Source organism: Streptomyces sp. NPDC041191 (assembly GCF_055591945.1).
The window spans coordinates 98,891-117,134 of sequence record NZ_JBVIZC010000012.1 but is presented as its reverse complement, the minus strand read 5'-3'; the positions used below and the strand labels follow the sequence as shown (position 1 = coordinate 117,134).

The window sequence follows — 18,244 nt, the reverse complement described above, 5'->3', positions numbered from 1 at the left end:
GGCCCCGCGGCGGAACCGGCGGGGCGGGTGCCGCCCGGTCCCGGCCTACGCCTCCGTGAGCAGCCGCTCCCGCAGCCGTTCGCGCGTCTCCGGAGCCAGGCCCAGCCCCTCGGCGAGGTAGGCGTCCACCGAGCCCCAGGTCGTGTCGATCGTCTCGAAGGCGGCCCGCAGGTACTCCGCCCGCGCGTCGAAGAGCGGGCTCAGCAGCTCCATCACCTCGGGCCCCATGGCGTCCGGGGCGGTGGAGCCCCGGCGCACCTTGTAGCGGCGGTGCGGCTCGTTCGACTTCACGTAGTCGGCCTCGATCGCCGCCCGGTCGACCCCGACGGCGAGCAGGGTGATCGCGACGGCGAGCCCGGCGCGGTCCTTCCCCGCCGCGCAGTGCATGAGCGCCGGCACGCTCTCCTCCGCCATGGAGTGCAGGATCCGGCTGTGCTCCGCGGTCCGCTCGACCACCATCCGCCGGTACGAATCGGACATCCGGGCGGCCGCCCTGCCGTCACCGAGGACCTCCCGCAGCTGTGCGACCCCGCCGTCGCGCACCAGCCTCCAGAACTCCTTGCCGTCGGCCGGGTCGTTGAGCGGTATGTTCACGTTGCGCACGCCGGGCAGTTCGACGTCCGCGCCCTCGATCCGCCGGTCGGCCTCGTTGCGGAAGTCGAAGACGGTGTGCAGGCCCAGCGAGGCGAGGAAGGCGGCGTCGGCCTCGGTCGCGTGGGCCAGGTGACCGCTGCGGAAGAGGCGCCCGGGGCGGACGGCACGCCCGTCCGTCGTCGGCAGGCCGCCCACGTCCCGGAAGTTGCGGACCCCCGCAAGCTCGGGCTCGACGGCTTCGGCGGGCGGGACCTGCGGCAGCTGCTGCGTCACGGATGCTCCTGGGGTCGGCGTTCGGGTGTCCGGCGCGGGACGGGTTCCTGGGGCAATCATCCGGGCGGGAGGCGCGCGGCGCACCCCCTCGGACGGTAATGGGTGAACTGTCCGAATTAGGGCCTTGGTTATGACAAGCCCCGGTTGGGGCGAGATGGGGAAAGGCGCGTGAGCAGCGTCATAGAAGTGACGGATCGTGGCCGGGGGGACGACGTGATTTCCGTACGGCACAGGGAAATCGAAGGACCGTCATCCACGGAGGGTGACCGTGATCGCCTCGTGATGATCTAGCGCGGAATCCCCGGGACCGAAGAACGGCTTGTTCGCGCCGACTCCGCTCGTCTAGCGTCACCGTCAATCCGGTCGGACCGCCGAATCCTGCCACCGTCCGGAATTCCACCCATCCCATGCGTGGCAGGAGCGGGGGACCCAGGAAGTACGCCGGTCCCGTGACACAGGACGGCTCGGGGTGAAGTCGCGTGAGAACGCGGCCGGACATCTCCAGTCCGAACCCGACAGCTCACCTCGCAGGCGCCGGAGAGGAATTCGACATGCCCGCGAAGGGTAAGCACCGCCGCCCGAAGAACAACCTCCTCACCCGCGGATTCGCCGCCGCCGGTACGGGAGGCGCCGTCGTGGCCCTCCCGCTCATCGGCGCCACGGGGGCCCACGCCGCCGAGCAGGCCGCCCCGGCCGCCGCCCCCGCCCCGGCCGTCGTGGCCGCCGCCCAGGTGCGGGCCACCCCCGTGCAGGCCGTCCCCGCGAAGGCCGCCCAGGCCCCCGCGAAGGCCGCCCCGACGACGTACGCCGTCGTCCGCGGCGACTACCTGTCGAAGATCGCCGCCGACCACCACGTCACGGGCGGCTGGCAGAAGCTCTACGAGGACAACCGCCGGACCATCGGCGCGGACCCCTCCCTCATCATGCCCGGCATGAAGCTCACCGTCGGCGCCGAGGGCTCCGCCCCCACCGGCCCGAAGAGCGCCCCGGGCACCCGGAGTTCCGGCAAGGGCGACGACACCCCGCGCGCCTCCCGCGAGACCCGCCGCGCCGCCGCCCCGGCCGTCACCACCGCGGACGCGCCCGAGGGCCCGTCCGGCTCCTCCTCCGGCTGGGTCGCCCCCGTCACCGGCGGCTTCTCCACCCCGTACCGCGCCTCCGGCGCCATGTGGTCCTCCGGCTATCACACCGGTGTCGACTTCATCGCCTCCTCCGGCACCACCGTCCGCGCCGTCGGCGCCGGCACGGTCGTCTCCGCCGGCTGGAGCGGCTCGTACGGCAACGAGGTCGTCATCAAGCACGCGGACGGCAAGTACTCGCAGTACGCCCACCTCTCCTCCCTCGCGGTCTCGGCCGGCCAGTCCGTCACCGGCGGTCAGCAGATCGGCCTCTCCGGTTCCACCGGCAACTCCACCGGCCCGCACCTGCACTTCGAGATCCGCACCTCGCCGAGCTACGGCTCGGACATCGACCCGCTGGCCTATCTGCGCGGACACGGCGTCTCCGTCTGACGCGCACCGGCGAAACCCCTTTCCGGCGGCCCGGCACGAAAGTGCCGGGCCGCCGGCGTATTCCGTTTTGGCGGAATCTTTATCGGTGGCATATCTCACCCGTCGTCAACCCCTCCTTACGGTCGCGTAGGTCACACGCGAGAAGGAAGGATGGGCGCCCGTGGCAGACGATTCGAGATCAAGAGACAAGAACGCATTCGGGTCGTACACGGCGATCGGTGACAGCTTCACCGAGGGCGTCGGAGACCCCGGCCCCAACGGGACGTACGTCGGCTGGGCGGACCGCTTCGCGGTCCTGCTCGCCGACCGGTTGCCGGAGCAGGACACCTTCCGCTACGCCAACCTGGCCGTACGCGGGCGGCTCCTCGACCAGATCGTGGCGGAACAGGTCCCCCGGGCGAAGGAACTCGCCCCCGACCTGGTGACCTTCTGCGCGGGCGGCAACGACATCATCCGTCCCGGCAGCGACCCCGACCACGTGGCCGAGCGCTTCGAGCGCGCCGTCGCCGACCTGACCTCCGCCGTGGGAACCGTCATGGTGACCACCGGCTTCGACACCCGCGACGTCCCCGTGCTCCGGCACCTGCGCGGCAAGATCGCCACCTACACCGCGCACGTCCGCGCCATCGCGGACCGCCACGGCTGCCCCGTCCTCGACCTGTGGTCCCTGAGGTCCGTCCAGGACCGGCGGGCCTGGGACGGCGACCGCCTGCACCTCTCGCCCGAGGGACACACCCGGGTCGCCCTGCGCGCCGCCCAGGTCCTCGGCATCCCGGTGCCCGCCGACCCCGACCAGGCGTGGCCGCCGGTCCCGCCGCGCGGCACGCTCGAAGTGCGCCGCGACGACATCCAGTGGGCGAGGGAGCACCTCGTCCCCTGGATCGGGCGCCGGCTGCGCGGCGAGAGCTCCGGGGACCGCGTCGCGGCCAAGCGCCCCGACCTGATGCCCCTGGGAGACCTCATCTCCCTGTAGCGGGCGGCACGGCGGGGATCCGTTCCAGGACCCCGCCGGCGAACACGTCGTACAGCGGCAGCGTCTCCAGGTGGACGTAGCCGATGTGGCAGTCGCAGACGGCGAGGGGGCAGGCGCGGGGGCGCAGGGCGGCGCGGTACGAACCGTCGTACAGGTTCCCCAGCTCCGCCCTGACGAAGTGGCAGCGCCGCACCGTCCCCCCGCCGTCCACCGAGATCACCGACTCGCCGGTACGGCACGGCAGCCCCGCCGAACGGTGCGGATGCCGGCTGTACGGGAAGAGCGGGTCGAGCTCCGTCCACCGCGCGGCCTCCGCGTCGGTGTACGCGTGCCCCTCGGCCGCGTTCACCCACAGGTACACGTGCGGCGGCAGCGCCTCCCGCAGCCGCCGCGCCTCCTCCAGGTGCGCGGGGAGACCGACCACGCCCACGCTGAACCGGACGCCCCGCTCCGCCAGGTCGCGGCACTTGGCGAGGAAGCGCTCGTACGGCGTCTGCCCGGGGTGGTACGTGCACCAGAGCGCCACGCCCTCCCGGTCCGCGTCGGCCAGCCAGTCGGTCCGGCAGCTCAGATTGGTCTGGATCGCCACCCGCTCGACGTGCGGCAGCCGCGACAGCTCCACGAGCGCCCGCCGGTACCAGGACCGCACCAGGCCCTCGCCCCACGGCGTGAACAGGATCCGCAGCCGGTCACCGGTCTGCGCGGCGGCCCACCCGGTGAACCGTTCGAGCGCCGCCCGGTCCGCGCGCAGCTGCTCCCGGCTGTCCCGGCGCTTGGCGAAGGGACAGTACGGGCAGTCGTAGTCGCAGGAGGAGAGCGGCCCCCGGTAGAGCAGCGTCAGGTCCACGGCCGCCCCCTACTTCGGCTCGTACGCGGCCATCGCGGCCCGTACCCCGGGGGAGAACAGCTCGGGGCCGAGCCCGTCCGAGTACGCCAGGCCCTCCGGCGAGAGCCGCAGCAGCCCCTCCGGAGCCTCCCCGTCCAGCCAGCCGAGCGCCTCGAACCGGGCCAGCTCGCCGGGGAAGTCCGCGAACGGCGAGGACCCGAACCGCTCCTCGTACCCGGCGAGCGGCATGCCCTCCGCCTGGAGCAGCGACTGGAGCAGGTGACGGCGCCGGGCCTCCCCGGCGTCGACCCACCGGCCCACCTCGGCGCGCGAGAAGTCCCCGGTCTCCGTGTAGGCGTCGACGATCGAGCGGATCTCCCGCATGTCCACGGCGTAGTCGAAGGAGTAGTGGAGCTTCGAGGTGTACGAACGGGCCCCGCAGCCCAGGCCGATCATCCCGTCCGTCTGGCACGCGTGGTCGTCCGGACCGAGCGGCTCCGCGCCGCTCCGCCGGAACATCCGCATCGACACCTGCTCGTAGCCGCGCTCCAGGAGGTGGTCCCGGCCGCACCGGTACAGCCGCAGCCGCCGCTCGTCCCACTCCCGGTCGTCCGCGGCGGACGAGCGCCCCAGCCCGGTCAGCGGCCGCACGTACAGCGGATAGAGGTACAGCTCCTCCGGGTGCCAGGCCAGGGCCGCGTCGAGCGAGCGGCGCCAGGACTCCTCGGTCTGCCCGTCGATCCCGTAGATCAGGTCGATGTTGAGCACCGGGACGCCGGTGTCCCGGATGCGGCCGAGCGCCGCCTCCACGTCCGCCCGGCGCTGCGGCCGGACCGCCGCCCGCGCCTCGGCCTCCACGAAGCTCTGCACCCCGATGCTGAGCCGGGTCGCGCCCCGCTCCGCGAGCAGCGCGAGCCGGTCGGCGGTCGCGGTCGCGGGCGAGGTCTCCACGGACAGCGGCACCGCCCGCAGGTCCGCCCCCATGCGCTCCTCCGCGATGTCGCAGAGCCGTTCCAGCTCGGCGGCGGTGAGGAAGGTGGGCGTGCCGCCGCCGAACGCCGCCGTGGCGAACCGCACCGGAACCCCGTCCCCCAGGGCCTCGCGCACGGCGACCGCCTGCCGGTCGAGGGCGTCGAGGTAGCGGGTGGTCAGCTCGCCGGGCGCGCCGATCCGGGTGAAGAGGTTGCAGAAGCCGCAGCGCACCTCGCAGAACGGCACGTGCGCGTAGAGCGAGAGCGCGTCCTTCGGCTCCCCGGCCCAGAGCGCGGCCAGTCCGGGCCGTTCGGGAAGCCTCCGGTACGCCGTCTTGTGCGGGTAGGCGTAGACGTAGCTCCGGTACGGACGGGGGGCGGGGACGCCGGAGATGTTCACGCGGCGCCCTCCCCGTCGGGGCCCGGCAGGACGAACTGCGCGTACGGCACCGTCCACACGACCTCGTGACCGAGCCGGTGGCCGGTGAAGCCGTCCTCCCCGTACGCGGTGCCGTGGTCGGAGCAGACGATCGTGAAACAGGGGCGCCGGCGGCTCGCCGCGGCGAAGAGCCGTCCGATGTGCCGGTCGACGTACTCCAGGGCCGCCGCGTGCGTCTCCCGGGAGTCGCCCGCCTCGCGGGTCGCCCCCGGCAGGTGGAACCAGTTGGGCTGGTGCAGCGCCGACACGTTGACGAAGAGGAAGAGCCGTTCCTCCCGGGGCAGCCCGGCCACCACCTCCTCGGCGCACGCCACCTGGGACTCGAACGAGGTGGGGGAGGCGACGCCGAAGGAGGGCTCCCAGTGGCTCTCCCGGAACAGTCCGGGGAGCACGGAGCCGAGCGGCGGCCGCTTGTTGAAGAAGCCCACCCCGCCCACGCAGACCGTCCGGTAGCCCTCGGCCGCGAGGCCGGAGACGAAGTCCGGGGTGTCGTGGACCCAGGTGCCCTCGGCGGTCGACTCGCTCCCCGCGAACCGGGCCGCGAACAGCCGGGGATGGGGCCCCTGCGCGGCGGGGGTCGGCAGGAAACCGGCGAAGATCGCCTGGTGGGAGGCGTAGGTGAAGCTCCCCGGCGCGTGCCGCCGCTCCCAGACCCCGCCGGGCAGGTGCCGGGCCAGGTTCGGTAGGCGCCCCTCGGCCGCCAGCTCGGCGGCCACGTCGTACCGGAGCGTGTCGAGGGTGACCAGGAGCAGATCGTGGCTGCCGACGACCGCGTTCATGTCGGGCTGGTTCACGGGGTGCTCGTTCCTGTGGTGCGGGCGGTGCCTGTCGTACGTGAGGCGGGTGGCGTACGGGGGAACAGCGCGGCCACCTGGGCCGCGTAGGTGTCGAGGCCCTCGGCCCCGCCGCCGGGCAGGCCCGTGAGGCCGGGCAGCAGGTCGCCGAAGGCGTTGACCTCGCCCACGGCGAAGCGGCGCCACCCCGACGAGGGCAGCAGGTCGACGCCCACGCACCGGGTGCCGGGGAACGCGGCGGCGGCCCGCTCGCACACCCCGAGGACGTCCGCCCACCGCCCCCCGGCAGCGCCGATCGCGGCACGGGCGGCGCCCAGGTCCCCCCGGGCGCCGCCCAGGTGCAGATTGGTCAGGGGGGAGCGGCTGGTCCGGAGCACCGCGTGGGTGGCCCGCCCGTCGACCACCACCACCCGCAGGTCGGCGGCCCGCCCGTCCTGGGTGGCCTTCGGCAGCCACCGCTCGACGTGCAGGCCGTCGGGGGCGAGGGCGTCCACGATCGCGGCGACCTCGCGTTCGCTCGTGTAGCGCCGCACCCGCAGGGAGTTGAAGAGCCGGCCGTCCGGCCCGCGCTCCACCGAAGTGGTGGCCTGGACCCGGCCCGCGCCGTTCGTCTCCACCGCGAGCACCCCCGAGGCCGAGGAGCCGTGCGCGAGCTTCACGAACACCCGGCGCATCCCGGCCCCGGCCGTCAGCGTCCGGAGGTCCGCCCAGCCGCGCACGGCCGGCGCGGAGGCGCCCGAGGTCGGCGACTCGGGCACCGGCACGCCGGCCGCCCGCAGCCGGCCGTGGCACAGCCGCTTGTCGAACAGGACCGGCAGCTCCGCCGGGTCGTCGACGAGGACCCCGCCCGCCTCCGTCACGCTCCGGGCGAGGTCCGCCACGGCGGCGGTGAACCGCCCGTACCAGCGGCCGGTGCCCTCGACCCGGGCCGGGTCGTCCGTCCCGCGCAGCAGCCGGTCGGTCTCCGGCTCCCCGCCGGGCGAGTCCAGGCGCACGGTCTCGCTCGCCGCGAACCGGGCCCGGCCCCGCAGCACGTCGAACCAGGGCACGACCCGTGCCCCGGGCAGCCCGGCGCGCCGCAGCGCGTCCTGGAAGAACGCGACGCGGCGGTCCGCCGGGGCGCCGACGACCACGGGGCGCGGGCCGGAGGTCATTCGGCGACCGCGACGTACCGGTGGACCTCGCCGTCGCCGTAGTCCTCCGGCGTCTGCGCCTCGTCGAGGACCACGGTCACGCCGTGCGGGACGAGCGCGGCCCGCACGCGTTCTCGCATCGCCTCCGAGAGGTAGTGGTGCGAGAGGTCGAGGCGCGCGAGGTGGGTGAGGGGCCGTCCGCCGAGCAGGGCCGCCGCGCCCTCGTCGGTGAGCACGCCCATGGACAGGTCGAGTTGTTCGAGCCGGGCGGTGACGGGCGCGTCCGCCACGGCGGCGGCGACGGCGTCCTCGAGCACGCTGTTGCGCAGGCCCAGGCGGCGCAGGGCGGGGAAGGCCGTGCCGGCGAGCAGCGGGGCCAGGTCCCCGGGGGTGCTGTCGCCGCCGTACTCGTCGGTGCCGAGCCAGAGTTCCAGCTTCTCCAGGGCGGGCAGGTCGCTGCCGGCGATCCCGCGCACGACCTCGGCGCCGAGGCCGCCGGCCTCCACCACCAGGGTCTCCAGGGAGGCGTGCCGGACCGACGGGAACGCCAGGCCCGTGCCGCCGCGCACCCCCAGCTCCCGCAGCGCTGGGTAGGCGGCGAGCAGCGGTGTCACGTCGGACTGGATGATCCAGGAGATCTCGCAGTCCTCGAAGGTCATGTCGCCGAGGAAGACCGCCTCCAGGCCGGTGAGCCGGTTGTTGGCGGCCATCAGGGCGGTGACGATGCCGACGGACGAGGTCTCGTAGGGCTCGTCCCAGCCGCCGACGACGATCGCGCGGACCCGCGAGGCGTCGACCGCCTTCAGGAACCGCTCGAAGCGCGAGGCCCACCGCTCGTCACCGGGGTCGGAGTACGTCGGCGCCGAGATCCGCCAGGCGACCCCGGACGCGTCGGGCAGCCCGACCGGGGCGGCCGCGTCCGGGAACTCGAACACGGGGAGACCGTGGAACTCCTGCAGGTGGTGGCCGATGGTCATGAGGACGCTCCGGGGAAGGGCGGACGGCGTGGGCCGCTGGTGCCAAGAGTTCTACCAAGCGGCACCGACAACGTCGTGCGCCGGGTCGCCCGTCGGCGCGCGCCGGCCCCGGACGCGCGCCGGAACCCGGTCCGGCTGGTATGGAGAGGTGAAGGGGGAGGCCGGTCAGGAGTGGCGCGCGGGACGCGGCGGCGCCGGGTGCTGGGATGTGCCTGCCGAAGCCCCGGCACCCACCTCCGAAGGGACCGCCCGTGACGACCCGCCGGCCCAGCGCCACCCGCACCGCCCGTCTGCTCGCCGCCACCGCCGTGCTCGGCGGCCTCCTGGCCACCGGCACCGCCGCCCCGGCCCTGGCCGCCGCCCCCGCCGCCGCGTTCGCGCGGACGGCCCCGTCCGCCGCCGACCAGGAGGCCGCGACGGTCACCGTCAGCGGGACCGGGCGCGCGTCCTCCGCGCCCGACCTGGCGATCCTGTCCATCGGCGTCGAGGCCACCCGGGCCACGGCGAAGGAGGCGATGGCGGCGCAGAGCGCCGCGGCCAAGACCCTCCTGGACGTGCTGCGCGAACAGCGGATCGCGGAACGGGACGTCCGCACCGACAGCCTCTCCCTGGCCCCGGTCTACACCCAGAACGCCCAGGGCGAGAGCAAGGTCACCGGGTACCAGGCCGGGCAGGCGTTCTCCGTGAAGGTCCGCGACATCGACAGGACCGGGCAGGTCGTCGGCGCCGTCAACGAGGCCACCCGGGACGCGGCCCGCATCAACGGCGTCGTGTTCGACGTGGCCGACCCGTCGGCGCTGCGGGCCAGGGCGCGGGAGGCCGCCTTCCGGGACGCGTACGACAAGGCGACCCAGCACGCCCGGCTCAGCGGCCACCGGCTCGGCCGGCTGGTCTCGCTGAGCGAGGGGGAGTCCGTGCGCCCCGGTTCGGGAGCGGCCGCCGTCACCGCCGAGGAGACGGGCGTCCCGCTCGCCCCTGGGGAGATCGAGGAGCAGGTCACCGTCTCGGCGGTCTTCGAACTGCTCTGACGGACCGGACCCCGGACCGGTCACACCGCTCCTCGCCCCGCTCCCTGCCGCCCCCGCCCCGGTCCTCCGGACGCGGATCGTTCCGGTCCTGGCCCTTCGGGCGTGGATCGTCCCGCTCCGGTCCTCCGGACGCGGATCGTCCCCGTCCCGGTCCTTCGGGTACGGACTGCCCCCGGCCCGGTCCTCCGGCGGGCGGGGACCGTCCCGGCCCCCGGGGCGCGGGGCCGCCCATAATGGAGCGACCCCCAGAGACCAGGAGCTCCTGTGACCCGTACCGGCTCAGACCGTTCGCCGTGGGCTCGGCTGCGCTCGCTGCGCCCCGAGTCCTTCGGAGCGGAACCCGAGGGCGAGCGCCTCGCCCGCATCCACCGCTCGCCGAACTTCGGGAACGGGACCTTCCAGAACCCCGAGCGGACCCGGCGGGGCCCGTCCGGTTCGACCGTCGAACTCGCCCGGGTCTACTTCGAGAAGGAGGGGCGCGCCCGCCGGGCCCCCGCCGGCGCGATCCCCGTCCACCCCACCACCGTGGCCGACCTGGCCCGCCCCCCGGCCACCGGTCTGCGCCTCACCTGGATGGGACACTCCGGCGTCCGCGCCGAGATCGACGGCCACCGGGTCCTCTTCGACCCGGTCTGGGGAGACCGCTGCTCCCCGTTCCCGTTCGCCGGTCCCAAGCGGCTCCACCCGGTGCCCGCGCCGCTCTCCGCGCTCGGCCCCGTCGACGTGGTCGTGATCTCGCACGACCACTACGACCACCTCGACCTGCCGACGATCAAGGAACTCGCCACCACCGACACGCTCTTCGCGGTGCCGCTCGGCGTCGGCGCGCACCTGGAACGCTGGGGCGTGCCCGCCTCCCGGCTGCGGGAACTGGACTGGAACGAGTCCACCGAGGTGGGCGGGCTGCGGCTGACGGCCACCCCGGCCCGGCACTTCTGCGGCCGGGGCCTGCGCAACAAGCAGCACACGCTCTGGGCCTCCTGGGTCGTGCGGGGCGCCGGGCACCGGATCTTCCACAGCGGCGACACCGGCTACTTCCCCGGTTTCCGGAAGATCGGCGCGGACCAGGGCCCCTTCGACGCCACCATGATCCAGATCGGTGCCTACGCGGAGTTCTGGCCCGACATCCACATGACCCCGGCGGAGGGCCTGCGGGCCCACCTGGACCTCCAGGGCGGCGGTCCGGCCGGTGTGCTGCTGCCGATCCACTGGGGCACCTTCAACCTGGCCCCGCACGCCTGGGCGGAGCCGGGGGAGTGGACGAAGGACGCGGCGGAGGAGGCGGGGCAGGCGGTGGCGTTTCCTCGCCCTGGTGAGCCGTTCGAGCCGGCGGGGAGGCTGCCCGGGGATGCCTGGTGGCGCGGGGTGTCCCGGCCCGTCGCCCGTCCGTGGCGCCGACCGGGGCCGGCGCAGGCTCCCGCCCGGGCGCCCGAACAGGACCTGGATCCGGCGGGCGATCGCTGACGCCGGGCGAGGAGGAGTGGGCAGGGCCGTACCCCGGCCGACCGGGTCGGGGTCGTCCCCGAGGCCCGTCCGGGCACGCGCCGTGAAGCGCCGGCCGGGGCGGAGGGGCGCGTCGCCCCGCCCGGTCACGGCGAAGCGCGTCTCCGTACGGTCGCCGGCGTCACGGGCCGCGCGGAACGCGGCCACGGCCGCTCGGGTCGAGCCAGGCATCGGAGGCCACGTCCTCGACGAGCCCCCGCAGATAACCGAGCATCCCGGGCTGCACCATCCGGTAGGCATCGGCGAACGCCTCGCCACCCGTCCGTCAGGTGTCCGGACGCCGACCGGCTGCCGGAACAGCTCGGACGTCGCCCCGTCGAACTTGACCCGTCGGGCGCGCGCCCGACGGGCGATCACCTCGCAGACGTACGCGACGAGTTCGTGGAGGACCGATACGAGGGCGTCCGGATCACCGGTTCCGTTCCGCGGCCCGTCCACCACGCGATCGACGATCCGGAGACCGGTCGCGGAGAAGTCGAGGGGGAGCCGTGTCCGCGAGGCCGTGCGGGAGGGGCCGGCGGCGGAGTGCCGAACCTCCGCCGGGAGCCGGGAGCCGGGAGCCGGGAGCCGGAAGCCGGCAGTCGGGGGAACGCCGCCCCGAAGTCCGTTCCGAGGAGACGGCACCGAGACGTCACGGCCCGCCGGACGGGCCGGCGGGCCGTGACGGAACCGGAGGCCCCCGTGTCACCGGAGCGCGCCGCGCACCGCACCGCCGGGTGCCCGGCGGTGCGGCCCGGCTCGGCGGTCAGCCGGCCGGCCCGGTGCCGGCGGTCACTCCGCCCACGGGTCGAGCCCCTGTTCCAGCAGGCGCTCCTCCTCGCTCTCGCTCAGGAAGCGCGCGGGGTGTCTGCCCCAGAGCGAGAGGTCGCTCAGAGGGTTCGCCGGGAACTCCGCCCGCAGGACGCGGACGAGGAACTCGACCATCCCGCAGTCGTGGCGCTGCCAGACGCCCTTGCCGCGGTGGTGCACGAGCACCGGCCACGCGGACGGGTCGTCGCCGGAGGCGTCCCAGCAGACGATGTCCGCCGCCGCGTCGGAACCCCACGCGATGAGCCGCGGCCGCGCCCCCTCCAGTGCGGGCTCCTTCCCGAAGGCCGCCCAGGCGTCCTCGGCGGTGAGGGTCTCGACGAGCATGCCGCCGTAGGGAGACGTCAGCTCCTCCGCCTTCGGCTCGGGCGTCTGGACCACGAAGAAGTTGCCGATCGTCCCGGGTCCCCACACCTCCATGAACGCGCGGTAGTCGGGCGGGAACTCCGTACCCCACGACGCTTCCACGGCAGCCCAGTCGACGGGTGCCCCGGGCGTCGTCCTCGGCGGCATGAGCTGCCGCAGTGCCTCCGGATCAGTCACCGCGGTGCCTCCTTCTGCTTCCGGTCGCCCTCAACCCATCGATCCCGTCGGTATCTGCCGGCCGGTGGCCGGGTCGTCGAACATGCCGGGACGGCGTCCCGCCAGGGTGTTGGAGATGAACGTGTCGATCGATATCCCGGCACTTCCGTCCGGGTTCGTCCCCTGCGCGTGGATCGCGAACCCGGCGGGTACCGTACGGCGGCCACTGTAGCGAGGGGTCACCGAGTAGGAGACGTCCTGTCCCGCCTGCACGGCCGCGGCGATGTCCGCCTCGTACGCGGCCATGTCGCCGTCGCCCGTCTTGACCGCCTCGGCGAGACGGTCGGCCGGATCGTACGAGTAGACCGTGGTGGAGTCGAGGTACGCCGCGTGGTCGTCGGCGTTGTGCCGGTGGAAGACGTGTGCGGGGTGTCGGAGTTGACGACGAGCACGACCCGGCCGTACGCGTCATAGCCGAACTGCTGCGTGCCGCCCTCGGGGGACGTTTTGCTGGAGAGGTCGGCCGACTCGCGGGCCTTCGGCGTCAGATCGCCCTCGGTGTCCAGGGTGAAGGTGAACGACACCGGTCCGGCCGGGCGTTCGGCCAGGACGATGCCCTCCTTCACCTGGCCGTTGCCGCCCCGGTACGACAGGTCCGCCCCGGAGGTGCGTCCTTGTAGACGACCCGGTCGCCCTTCGCCTCGGGCTTGAGCGCGCCCGCCGGACCGAAGATGACGGCCCCGCCGCCCTCCGCCTCGAACCGCATGGACCCGCCGGTGTCGAAGACACCGGTGCCGCCGTCCGTGGACGACGACGGTTGAGCCGCATGGGCGGCCTGAGGCAGGAGTGTGCCCGCCACCGCCGATACGACCGGACAGGAGAGCATTCTCCTGTGTGGGAATTTCACCACGATACCTTTCGGTATCGGCGTACCCGCATCGTTGCACGCGAAATGGGCACGCCGAACGAGCCGGAGCGAATGTTTCCGCCCGGCTTGGAGCAGTACGACCCGACCGCGGGAAGCGGGAAAAGCGAGACCGCGGAGTCGCGGTGGGGTTTCTGGTCAGCCTTCCGATGTCCGGTCAACCCCGGTGACATAAGGGGCGGAAGGGAGCTCCGGGGTGGGGTTGTTCGCCCGAATTCTCCTCCTGCTCGCATGAAGCCGGTGGCATGATGTAAAACCGCCCGGTTCATCTGTCGGTTCACCGAAAGCCGGGGCCTTGCATGTCGTCCAGTGAAATCGCGGAAAACTCTGCCCGGTGGAGGGGCGGACGGGGGAGTGGCGGGGGCGTGCCGGACCGGGGAGGGCTCCTGGCCGCCGGAACCGTCCTGCTCGCCTGCCTCGGGCTCGTCTGCTACGGCGTGCTCGACGCCGACGAGCGGCCCCGGCCGCGAACTGCGCCGACGGCCGAGGTGACGTACGAGGTCACTGGGTCGGGAACCGCCGAGATCTCCTGTCTCGCCCGCAGTGAGGACGGCACGGCCACGGTCGAGAAGAATGTCGCGCTTCCCTGGAAGAGGTCCGTCCGGGCTCCCCTCGGCAAGGCGCCGACCATCGCTCTCGTCCTCGACGGAAAGGGTGGGCAGGCGGCTTGCACGTTGACGATCCGCGGCGTGTACGTCCAGCGCGCCACCGCCTCGGGAGCGTTTGGCCGCGCCACCTGTTCCGGTGAACCGCTTTCCGGCGGAGCGAACGGGTGAATGTCGTTCTCCGGAGCGTGTGCTGTCCCTTTTGGCCTTCCGGATGCACTCCGGCGGGATCGTCATGTATAACCACAGCGCGGAGCGGATGAGAGAGGCGTCCCGGATAAACGCGTGGAAAAACCGGGCGTCATCCGGAATCCGCGCGGCCGCCCCTCCCTCCTGCCCGCGGCACGGCCGGCCGTCGGCGCACGGCCGCGCGTCCGACCAACCGCGTACGAGGGATGGGACATGAGTCCGAGAGGGACCCGCGCCAGGCGGGCGACCGGCAAGAAGCACATGGTGTGGCTCGCGGCGGGCGTCGTCGTCCTGGGAGGCACGGGCGTGACCGCCGTCGCGGCCCCGGCACGCGACGCCGGCGCCGGGCCCGGTGACGGGACACGGCCGCCGAAGGCGCATGCGCTGCCCCTGGACGGCAAGGACGCCAAGAGGCGTACGCTCCCGCGCACCGATACGCGGACGTTCTCGCTCGTCGGCGTTTCGTGGGAGAACAGCGGCGACACCTTCGAGGGCACCGCCCAGATACGTACCCGCGGGGCGGCCACGGGCGAGTGGAGCGCATGGCGCGACCTCGACTTCGGCGTACGGGCACCGGAAACCGCCGAGGGCGGAGCGTCGGACGCGCGGGGCGCTTCGGAACCGTTGTGGGTCGGCCCGTCGGACGGGGTCGAGGCCCGGGTCGTCGCGGACGGAGGGGAGGCCGCGGTGCCCGACGCGCTCCGCCTCGACATGATCGACCCCGGCGAGACCGCCGGGGGCAAGGGGGGCCGGGAGACCGGCGGAAAGGGGAGGAGCGGACCCACCGCCTCTCCCGACGCCACCCGGATCACCCTCGCGGAGGAGTCCGGCGGACCGGCCCCGACCGCATCGACCGCGCCGGCCGCTCCCGCCGTCGTCAGCCGTGCCGACTGGGGCGCGGACGAATCGCTCGTCCAGGACCCGCCCTCGTACCTGAGCAAGGTCGACGCGGTGTTCGTCCACCACACCGCCGGGACGAACGACTACGCCTGCGCCGACTCCCCGGCCGTCATCCGCGCGATCCTCACGTACCACGTCCGGACGAACGGCTGGAACGACGTCGGCTACAACTTCTTCGTCGACAAGTGCGGCACGGTCTTCGAGGGGCGTGCGGGCGGTGTGGACCGCCCCGTCCTCGGCGCGCACACCTACGGGTTCAACGGCTACTCCTCCGGCATCTCCCTGCTCGGCGACTACGAGAACGGCGGCACGCCGACGGCCGCGGCCAAGCAGGCCGTCGCCGACCTCGCCGCCTGGAAGCTCGGCCTGCACGGCGTCGACCCGGAGGCGAAGGTGACGCTCACCGCCGCCGCCGACACCGGCGTGTGGAAGAAGGGCCAGGCCGCCACGCTGAACACCGTCTCCGGCCACCGCGACGGCTACGCCACGCTCTGCCCCGGCGCGAGCCTCTACTCGGCGCTCCCGGAGATCCGCACGGCCGCGGGCACCTCCCCGTATGCCACGGGGAACTGACGAGCGCGACCGTCATGGGCGGCAGGGGGGCGGGGCTCCGCCGAGCGATCCCGCCCCCTCGGCGCCGCTCCCGCCCGCCGGGCACACGGCCGGGGCACGGGGCGGTGATCCGGGCCCGGCGGGCGACCGGTGACGCCGGCCGCGGTGACGCCGTCGGCGTCCCGGGGATGCCGGCGGCCCGGTCCCGGTCCCGGTCCCGGTTCCGCCCCGTGCCCCGGAACGATCCGGAAAAGTTTCACGCTCACCGAACGTCACGACCCCCCGGTCCCCGAATCGTTCGCACGCGCGTCCGGCCGGAGCTCCGCCCGTCGCTCCGGAGGCCGGGCGGGTGCCCGGAGGACCCGGTACGGATGCCGGGCGGGCGGCCCGGAGGGTGCGGACGGCCGGTGGCGTCCGGGCGGACCGGCCGGTCCGCCTTCTCCGTCGGCGGATTCCGGTCGGGAACGATTTCCGCAGAGGGCGGAGGCGCGAAGGCGTCTCCGCCCTCTTCCGTTCCCGCCCCCCCCCGCGATCACTCCGCGCCATGACAACGGCTTTCGGCCAATGCTTCTCGGCCTGCCGCGCGAAGGGCAATACCAGAGAGGCCCGTTCTGCGGGTAAGTTTGCCAACTACGCACCACGGGTGAATGGTTGGCGACTACAGTGTGTGGCTGATGATCATCGGTAGGCTGACCGCACCCTTGTAGTCCACCCCCCAGCAGACCCCCGCAGACTCTCCGTACACCCCCCAGTGCACCCCCGCAGTACGCCGATCCCGGGCACGTACCAAGGACACTCATGTCTCAACTTCGCGCACCCGTCTCGCGTTCCGACCGACGTGAGGGCGGGCGGCACGGCCGGCCGGGCGCCCGCTCCTCCGGCAACGGCAACAACCCCACCGCGCAGCCCCCCGCGCGGATCGCGGCGGAAACCCGCATACGGCCCCAGATCCTGCGCACCTCCGTACTCCCCGCCGTCGCGGTGGCCCTGGGCGGCGCGGCGGCCGTCCTCTTCACCATCCGCTCCACGGGAGCCGTCCTCACGCCCGGCCTCTGGGCCGCGCTCGCCGGAGCCGCCGCCCTCACGGTCGCCTCCGTGGCGGCCGCCGCGCTCGGCGCGGACCGCGCGGCCGGGGCCGTACTCGAACGCTGCGACGCCCTGCGCCGTGCGAGCGCCCACCACCAGGGCGAACTGCACGCCATCGTCGAACAACTGCGCAAGGGAGAAGGCGTCCCGTCCCGGCCCGCGCCGCCCGAGTCCTCCGCCACAGGTGACGAATTCGAGCTGCTCTCCCAGGAGCTGACGCGCTCTCACGAGGCGGCCGTGGCGGCCGTCGTCCAGGCGTCCCGGCTCTCCAGCAGCGTCGGCAACGAACAGAAGGTCGAGGTCTTCGTCAACCTCGCCCGGCGCCTCCAGTCCCTGGTCCACCGCGAGATCCAGCTCCTCGACGAGCTGGAGAACGAGGTCGAGGACCCGGAGCTGCTCAAGGGCCTGTTCCACGTCGACCACCTGGCCACCCGCATCCGCCGCCACGCCGAGAACCTCGCCGTGCTCGGCGGCGCCATCTCCCGCCGCCAGTGGTCGAGCCCGGTCACCATGACCGAGGTGCTCCGCTCCTCCATCGCCGAGGTCGAGCAGTACCCGCGCGTGAAGCTCGTGCCCCCGATCGACGGTACGCTCCGGGGCCATGCCGTGGCCGACGTCATCCACCTCCTCGCCGAACTGGTCGAGAACGCGACGCTGTTCTCCGCGCCGAACACCACCGTGCTGCTGCGCGCCCAGTACGTCACGGCGGGCCTCGCGATCGAGGTCGAGGACCGGGGACTCGGCATGCCCGTCGCCGAGCAGAACAAGATGAACGCCCTGCTCGCCGACCCCGACCAGGTCAACGTCGCGCACCTGCTCCAGGACGGCCGCATCGGGCTCTTCGTCGTCTCGGCCCTCGCCCGGCGGCACGGCATCGCCGTACGCCTCCAGTCCAACATCTACGGCGGCGTGCAGGCCGTGCTCGTCCTCCCGCAGGGCCTGCTCGGCGCCGACCCGGAGGGCCTGGCCCAGCACGAGCGCCAGGCCGCCGCGGCCGCCGGCTCCCCGGCGGTCCCGACCGGCCAGGCGCGGACGCAGCCCCAGCCGCCCTCCCGGCCCGCCGTCGCGGCCCCGTCCCAGCCCGCCGTCGCGGCCCCGGCGCCGCTCCCGTACCAGGCGCCGGCCCCCGTACCGGCCCAGGCCCGGTCCCACCCGCAGGCGCCCCCGCCCGTGACCGGGACGGCCCCCGTGCCGGTCCCCGCCCCCGTCTCCGCGCCGGCGCCCGCGCCCTCCCCCGAGCGGCCCGTCCGCACCGAGGAGACCACCGGCACCGGCGCGCACGCGTACCTCCGTACGGACGAGCGGCCGAGCGGATACGGGGAGACCGGCCGCGTTCCCACCGCGCCGGACGGGCCCGCCGCCGCCGGGCACCGGGGCCCGCCCGCCTCCCTGACCGCGCCGCTCCCCCCGGCACCCCCCGCCGAGACCGACGGCAGGCCCCTGCTGCCCAAACGGCGCGCCCAGGAGCACCTCGTCCCGCAGCTGCGCGACGAGCCCGTGGCCCGCAAGACCGAGGAGCACACCCTGCACGACCCGGGGCTGATGGCCGCCTTCCAGCGCGGCATCGGCCTCGCCGAATCCCAGCCCTTCCCCCACGAACCGCTGCGTCCCGGCGACGCGCACAAGGAGTAGATGC

The 18,244-nt window shown here is 74.0% G+C and carries 16 protein-coding genes, 1 pseudogene and 1 riboswitch; of the genes and pseudogenes, 7 read left to right on the top strand and 10 right to left on the bottom strand.

Annotated elements, in window-relative coordinates; all coding sequences use genetic code 11:
• Nucleotides 1-45 precede the first annotated feature (45 nt).
• Entirely contained in the window at nucleotides 46-867 is an 822-nt protein-coding gene (locus ACZ6AQ_RS23720; protein WP_388697190.1) for a tyrosine-protein phosphatase, read from the bottom strand.
• Between the two features lie 387 nt (nucleotides 868-1,254).
• Nucleotides 1,255-1,416, top strand: a riboswitch (cyclic di-AMP (ydaO/yuaA leader).
• Between the two features lie 2 nt (nucleotides 1,417-1,418).
• Here ACZ6AQ_RS23720 and ACZ6AQ_RS23715 point away from each other — a divergent pair.
• Nucleotides 1,419-2,378 carry a LysM peptidoglycan-binding domain-containing M23 family metallopeptidase gene (locus tag ACZ6AQ_RS23715; RefSeq protein ID WP_468762053.1) on the top strand — a complete coding sequence of 320 codons (960 nt, stop codon included), beginning with the start codon at nucleotides 1,419-1,421 and terminating at the stop codon, nucleotides 2,376-2,378.
• Between the two features lie 160 nt (nucleotides 2,379-2,538).
• On the top strand, nucleotides 2,539-3,351 hold the full coding sequence (locus tag ACZ6AQ_RS23710; RefSeq protein WP_468762051.1) for an SGNH/GDSL hydrolase family protein: 813 nt from the start codon (nucleotides 2,539-2,541) through the stop codon (nucleotides 3,349-3,351).
• Here ACZ6AQ_RS23710 and ACZ6AQ_RS23705 read toward each other — a convergent pair.
• From ACZ6AQ_RS23705 to ACZ6AQ_RS23685, 5 genes are read right to left on the bottom strand one after another with little or no spacing between them, the layout of a single operon-like run.
• A complete protein-coding gene (locus tag ACZ6AQ_RS23705; RefSeq protein ID WP_468762049.1) occupies nucleotides 3,338-4,198 on the bottom strand; it encodes an STM4011 family radical SAM protein in 861 nt (286 codons plus the stop codon). The two genes, ACZ6AQ_RS23710 and ACZ6AQ_RS23705, sit on opposite strands and share 14 nt — an antisense overlap.
• Before the next feature lie 9 nt (nucleotides 4,199-4,207).
• Complete coding sequence (locus ACZ6AQ_RS23700) at nucleotides 4,208-5,548, bottom strand: STM4012 family radical SAM protein (protein WP_468762047.1); 1,341 nt, start codon at nucleotides 5,546-5,548, stop codon at nucleotides 4,208-4,210.
• Nucleotides 5,545-6,366 carry an STM4013/SEN3800 family hydrolase gene (locus ACZ6AQ_RS23695; protein WP_468762318.1) on the bottom strand — a complete coding sequence of 274 codons (822 nt, stop codon included), beginning with the start codon at nucleotides 6,364-6,366 and terminating at the stop codon, nucleotides 5,545-5,547. The genes ACZ6AQ_RS23700 and ACZ6AQ_RS23695 overlap by 4 nt, the downstream gene beginning before the upstream one ends.
• Nucleotides 6,367-6,377: 11 nt before the next feature.
• Nucleotides 6,378-7,535, bottom strand: a complete 1,158-nt coding sequence (locus ACZ6AQ_RS23690) for an STM4014 family protein (RefSeq protein WP_468762045.1) — start codon at nucleotides 7,533-7,535, stop codon at nucleotides 6,378-6,380.
• On the bottom strand, nucleotides 7,532-8,491 hold the full coding sequence (locus tag ACZ6AQ_RS23685; protein WP_468762043.1) for an STM4015 family protein: 960 nt from the start codon (nucleotides 8,489-8,491) through the stop codon (nucleotides 7,532-7,534). Before ACZ6AQ_RS23685 ends, ACZ6AQ_RS23690 begins: the two co-directional genes overlap by 4 nt.
• 251 nt (nucleotides 8,492-8,742) lie before the next feature.
• Between ACZ6AQ_RS23685 and ACZ6AQ_RS23680 the strand changes: the two genes are divergently transcribed.
• Both ACZ6AQ_RS23680 and ACZ6AQ_RS23675 read left to right on the top strand, forming a co-directional pair.
• Nucleotides 8,743-9,519, top strand: a complete 777-nt coding sequence (locus tag ACZ6AQ_RS23680; RefSeq protein ID WP_468762041.1) for an SIMPL domain-containing protein — start codon at nucleotides 8,743-8,745, stop codon at nucleotides 9,517-9,519.
• Nucleotides 9,520-9,783: 264 nt separating this feature from the next.
• Entirely contained in the window at nucleotides 9,784-10,983 is a 1,200-nt protein-coding gene (locus ACZ6AQ_RS23675; protein WP_468762039.1) for an MBL fold metallo-hydrolase, read from the top strand.
• Between the two features lie 196 nt (nucleotides 10,984-11,179).
• On the opposite strand, the pseudogene ACZ6AQ_RS23670 reads toward ACZ6AQ_RS23675, so the two are convergent.
• The 4 genes and pseudogenes from ACZ6AQ_RS23670 to ACZ6AQ_RS23655 form a co-directional block, all read right to left on the bottom strand.
• Nucleotides 11,180-11,272 (bottom strand): annotated as a pseudogene (locus ACZ6AQ_RS23670) (RNA polymerase sigma factor); the annotation flags it as partial.
• Between the two features lie 521 nt (nucleotides 11,273-11,793).
• On the bottom strand, nucleotides 11,794-12,372 hold the full coding sequence (locus ACZ6AQ_RS23665; RefSeq protein WP_468762037.1) for an SMI1/KNR4 family protein: 579 nt from the start codon (nucleotides 12,370-12,372) through the stop codon (nucleotides 11,794-11,796).
• 30 nt (nucleotides 12,373-12,402) lie between these two features.
• Nucleotides 12,403-12,657, bottom strand: a complete 255-nt coding sequence (locus ACZ6AQ_RS23660) for a hypothetical protein (protein ID WP_468762035.1) — start codon at nucleotides 12,655-12,657, stop codon at nucleotides 12,403-12,405.
• Nucleotides 12,658-12,973: 316 nt separating this feature from the next.
• Nucleotides 12,974-13,210 (bottom strand): hypothetical protein, encoded by a 237-nt coding sequence (locus tag ACZ6AQ_RS23655; protein ID WP_468762034.1) that lies wholly within the window; start codon nucleotides 13,208-13,210, stop codon nucleotides 12,974-12,976.
• A gap of 431 nt (nucleotides 13,211-13,641) precedes the next feature.
• On the opposite strand from ACZ6AQ_RS23655, the gene ACZ6AQ_RS23650 reads away from it, so the two are divergent.
• From ACZ6AQ_RS23650 to ACZ6AQ_RS23640, 3 genes are all read left to right on the top strand, one after another.
• A complete protein-coding gene (locus ACZ6AQ_RS23650) occupies nucleotides 13,642-14,052 on the top strand; it encodes a hypothetical protein (protein WP_468762032.1) in 411 nt (136 codons plus the stop codon).
• 231 nt (nucleotides 14,053-14,283) lie between these two features.
• On the top strand, nucleotides 14,284-15,543 hold the full coding sequence (locus ACZ6AQ_RS23645) for a peptidoglycan recognition protein family protein (RefSeq protein WP_468762030.1): 1,260 nt from the start codon (nucleotides 14,284-14,286) through the stop codon (nucleotides 15,541-15,543).
• A 777-nt stretch (nucleotides 15,544-16,320) separates the two neighbouring features.
• Entirely contained in the window at nucleotides 16,321-18,240 is a 1,920-nt protein-coding gene (locus ACZ6AQ_RS23640) for a sensor histidine kinase (RefSeq protein ID WP_468762028.1), read from the top strand.
• The last annotated feature ends 4 nt before the right edge of the window (nucleotides 18,241-18,244 follow it).

Coding starts and splice junctions, on each gene's coding strand:
- ACZ6AQ_RS23715 (WP_468762053.1), top strand. CDS start 1,419: ATGCCCGCGAAGGGTAAGCACCGCCGCCCGAAGAACAACCTCCTCACC.
- ACZ6AQ_RS23695 (WP_468762318.1), bottom strand. CDS start 6,366: ATGAACGCGGTCGTCGGCAGCCACGATCTGCTCCTGGTCACCCTCGAC.
- ACZ6AQ_RS23690 (WP_468762045.1), bottom strand. CDS start 7,535: ATGACCTCCGGCCCGCGCCCCGTGGTCGTCGGCGCCCCGGCGGACCGC.
- ACZ6AQ_RS23685 (WP_468762043.1), bottom strand. CDS start 8,491: ATGACCATCGGCCACCACCTGCAGGAGTTCCACGGTCTCCCCGTGTTC.
- ACZ6AQ_RS23660 (WP_468762035.1), bottom strand. CDS start 12,657: ATGGCCGCGTACGAGGCGGACATCGCCGCGGCCGTGCAGGCGGGACAG.
- ACZ6AQ_RS23645 (WP_468762030.1), top strand. CDS start 14,284: ATGAGTCCGAGAGGGACCCGCGCCAGGCGGGCGACCGGCAAGAAGCAC.
- ACZ6AQ_RS23640 (WP_468762028.1), top strand. CDS start 16,321: ATGTCTCAACTTCGCGCACCCGTCTCGCGTTCCGACCGACGTGAGGGC.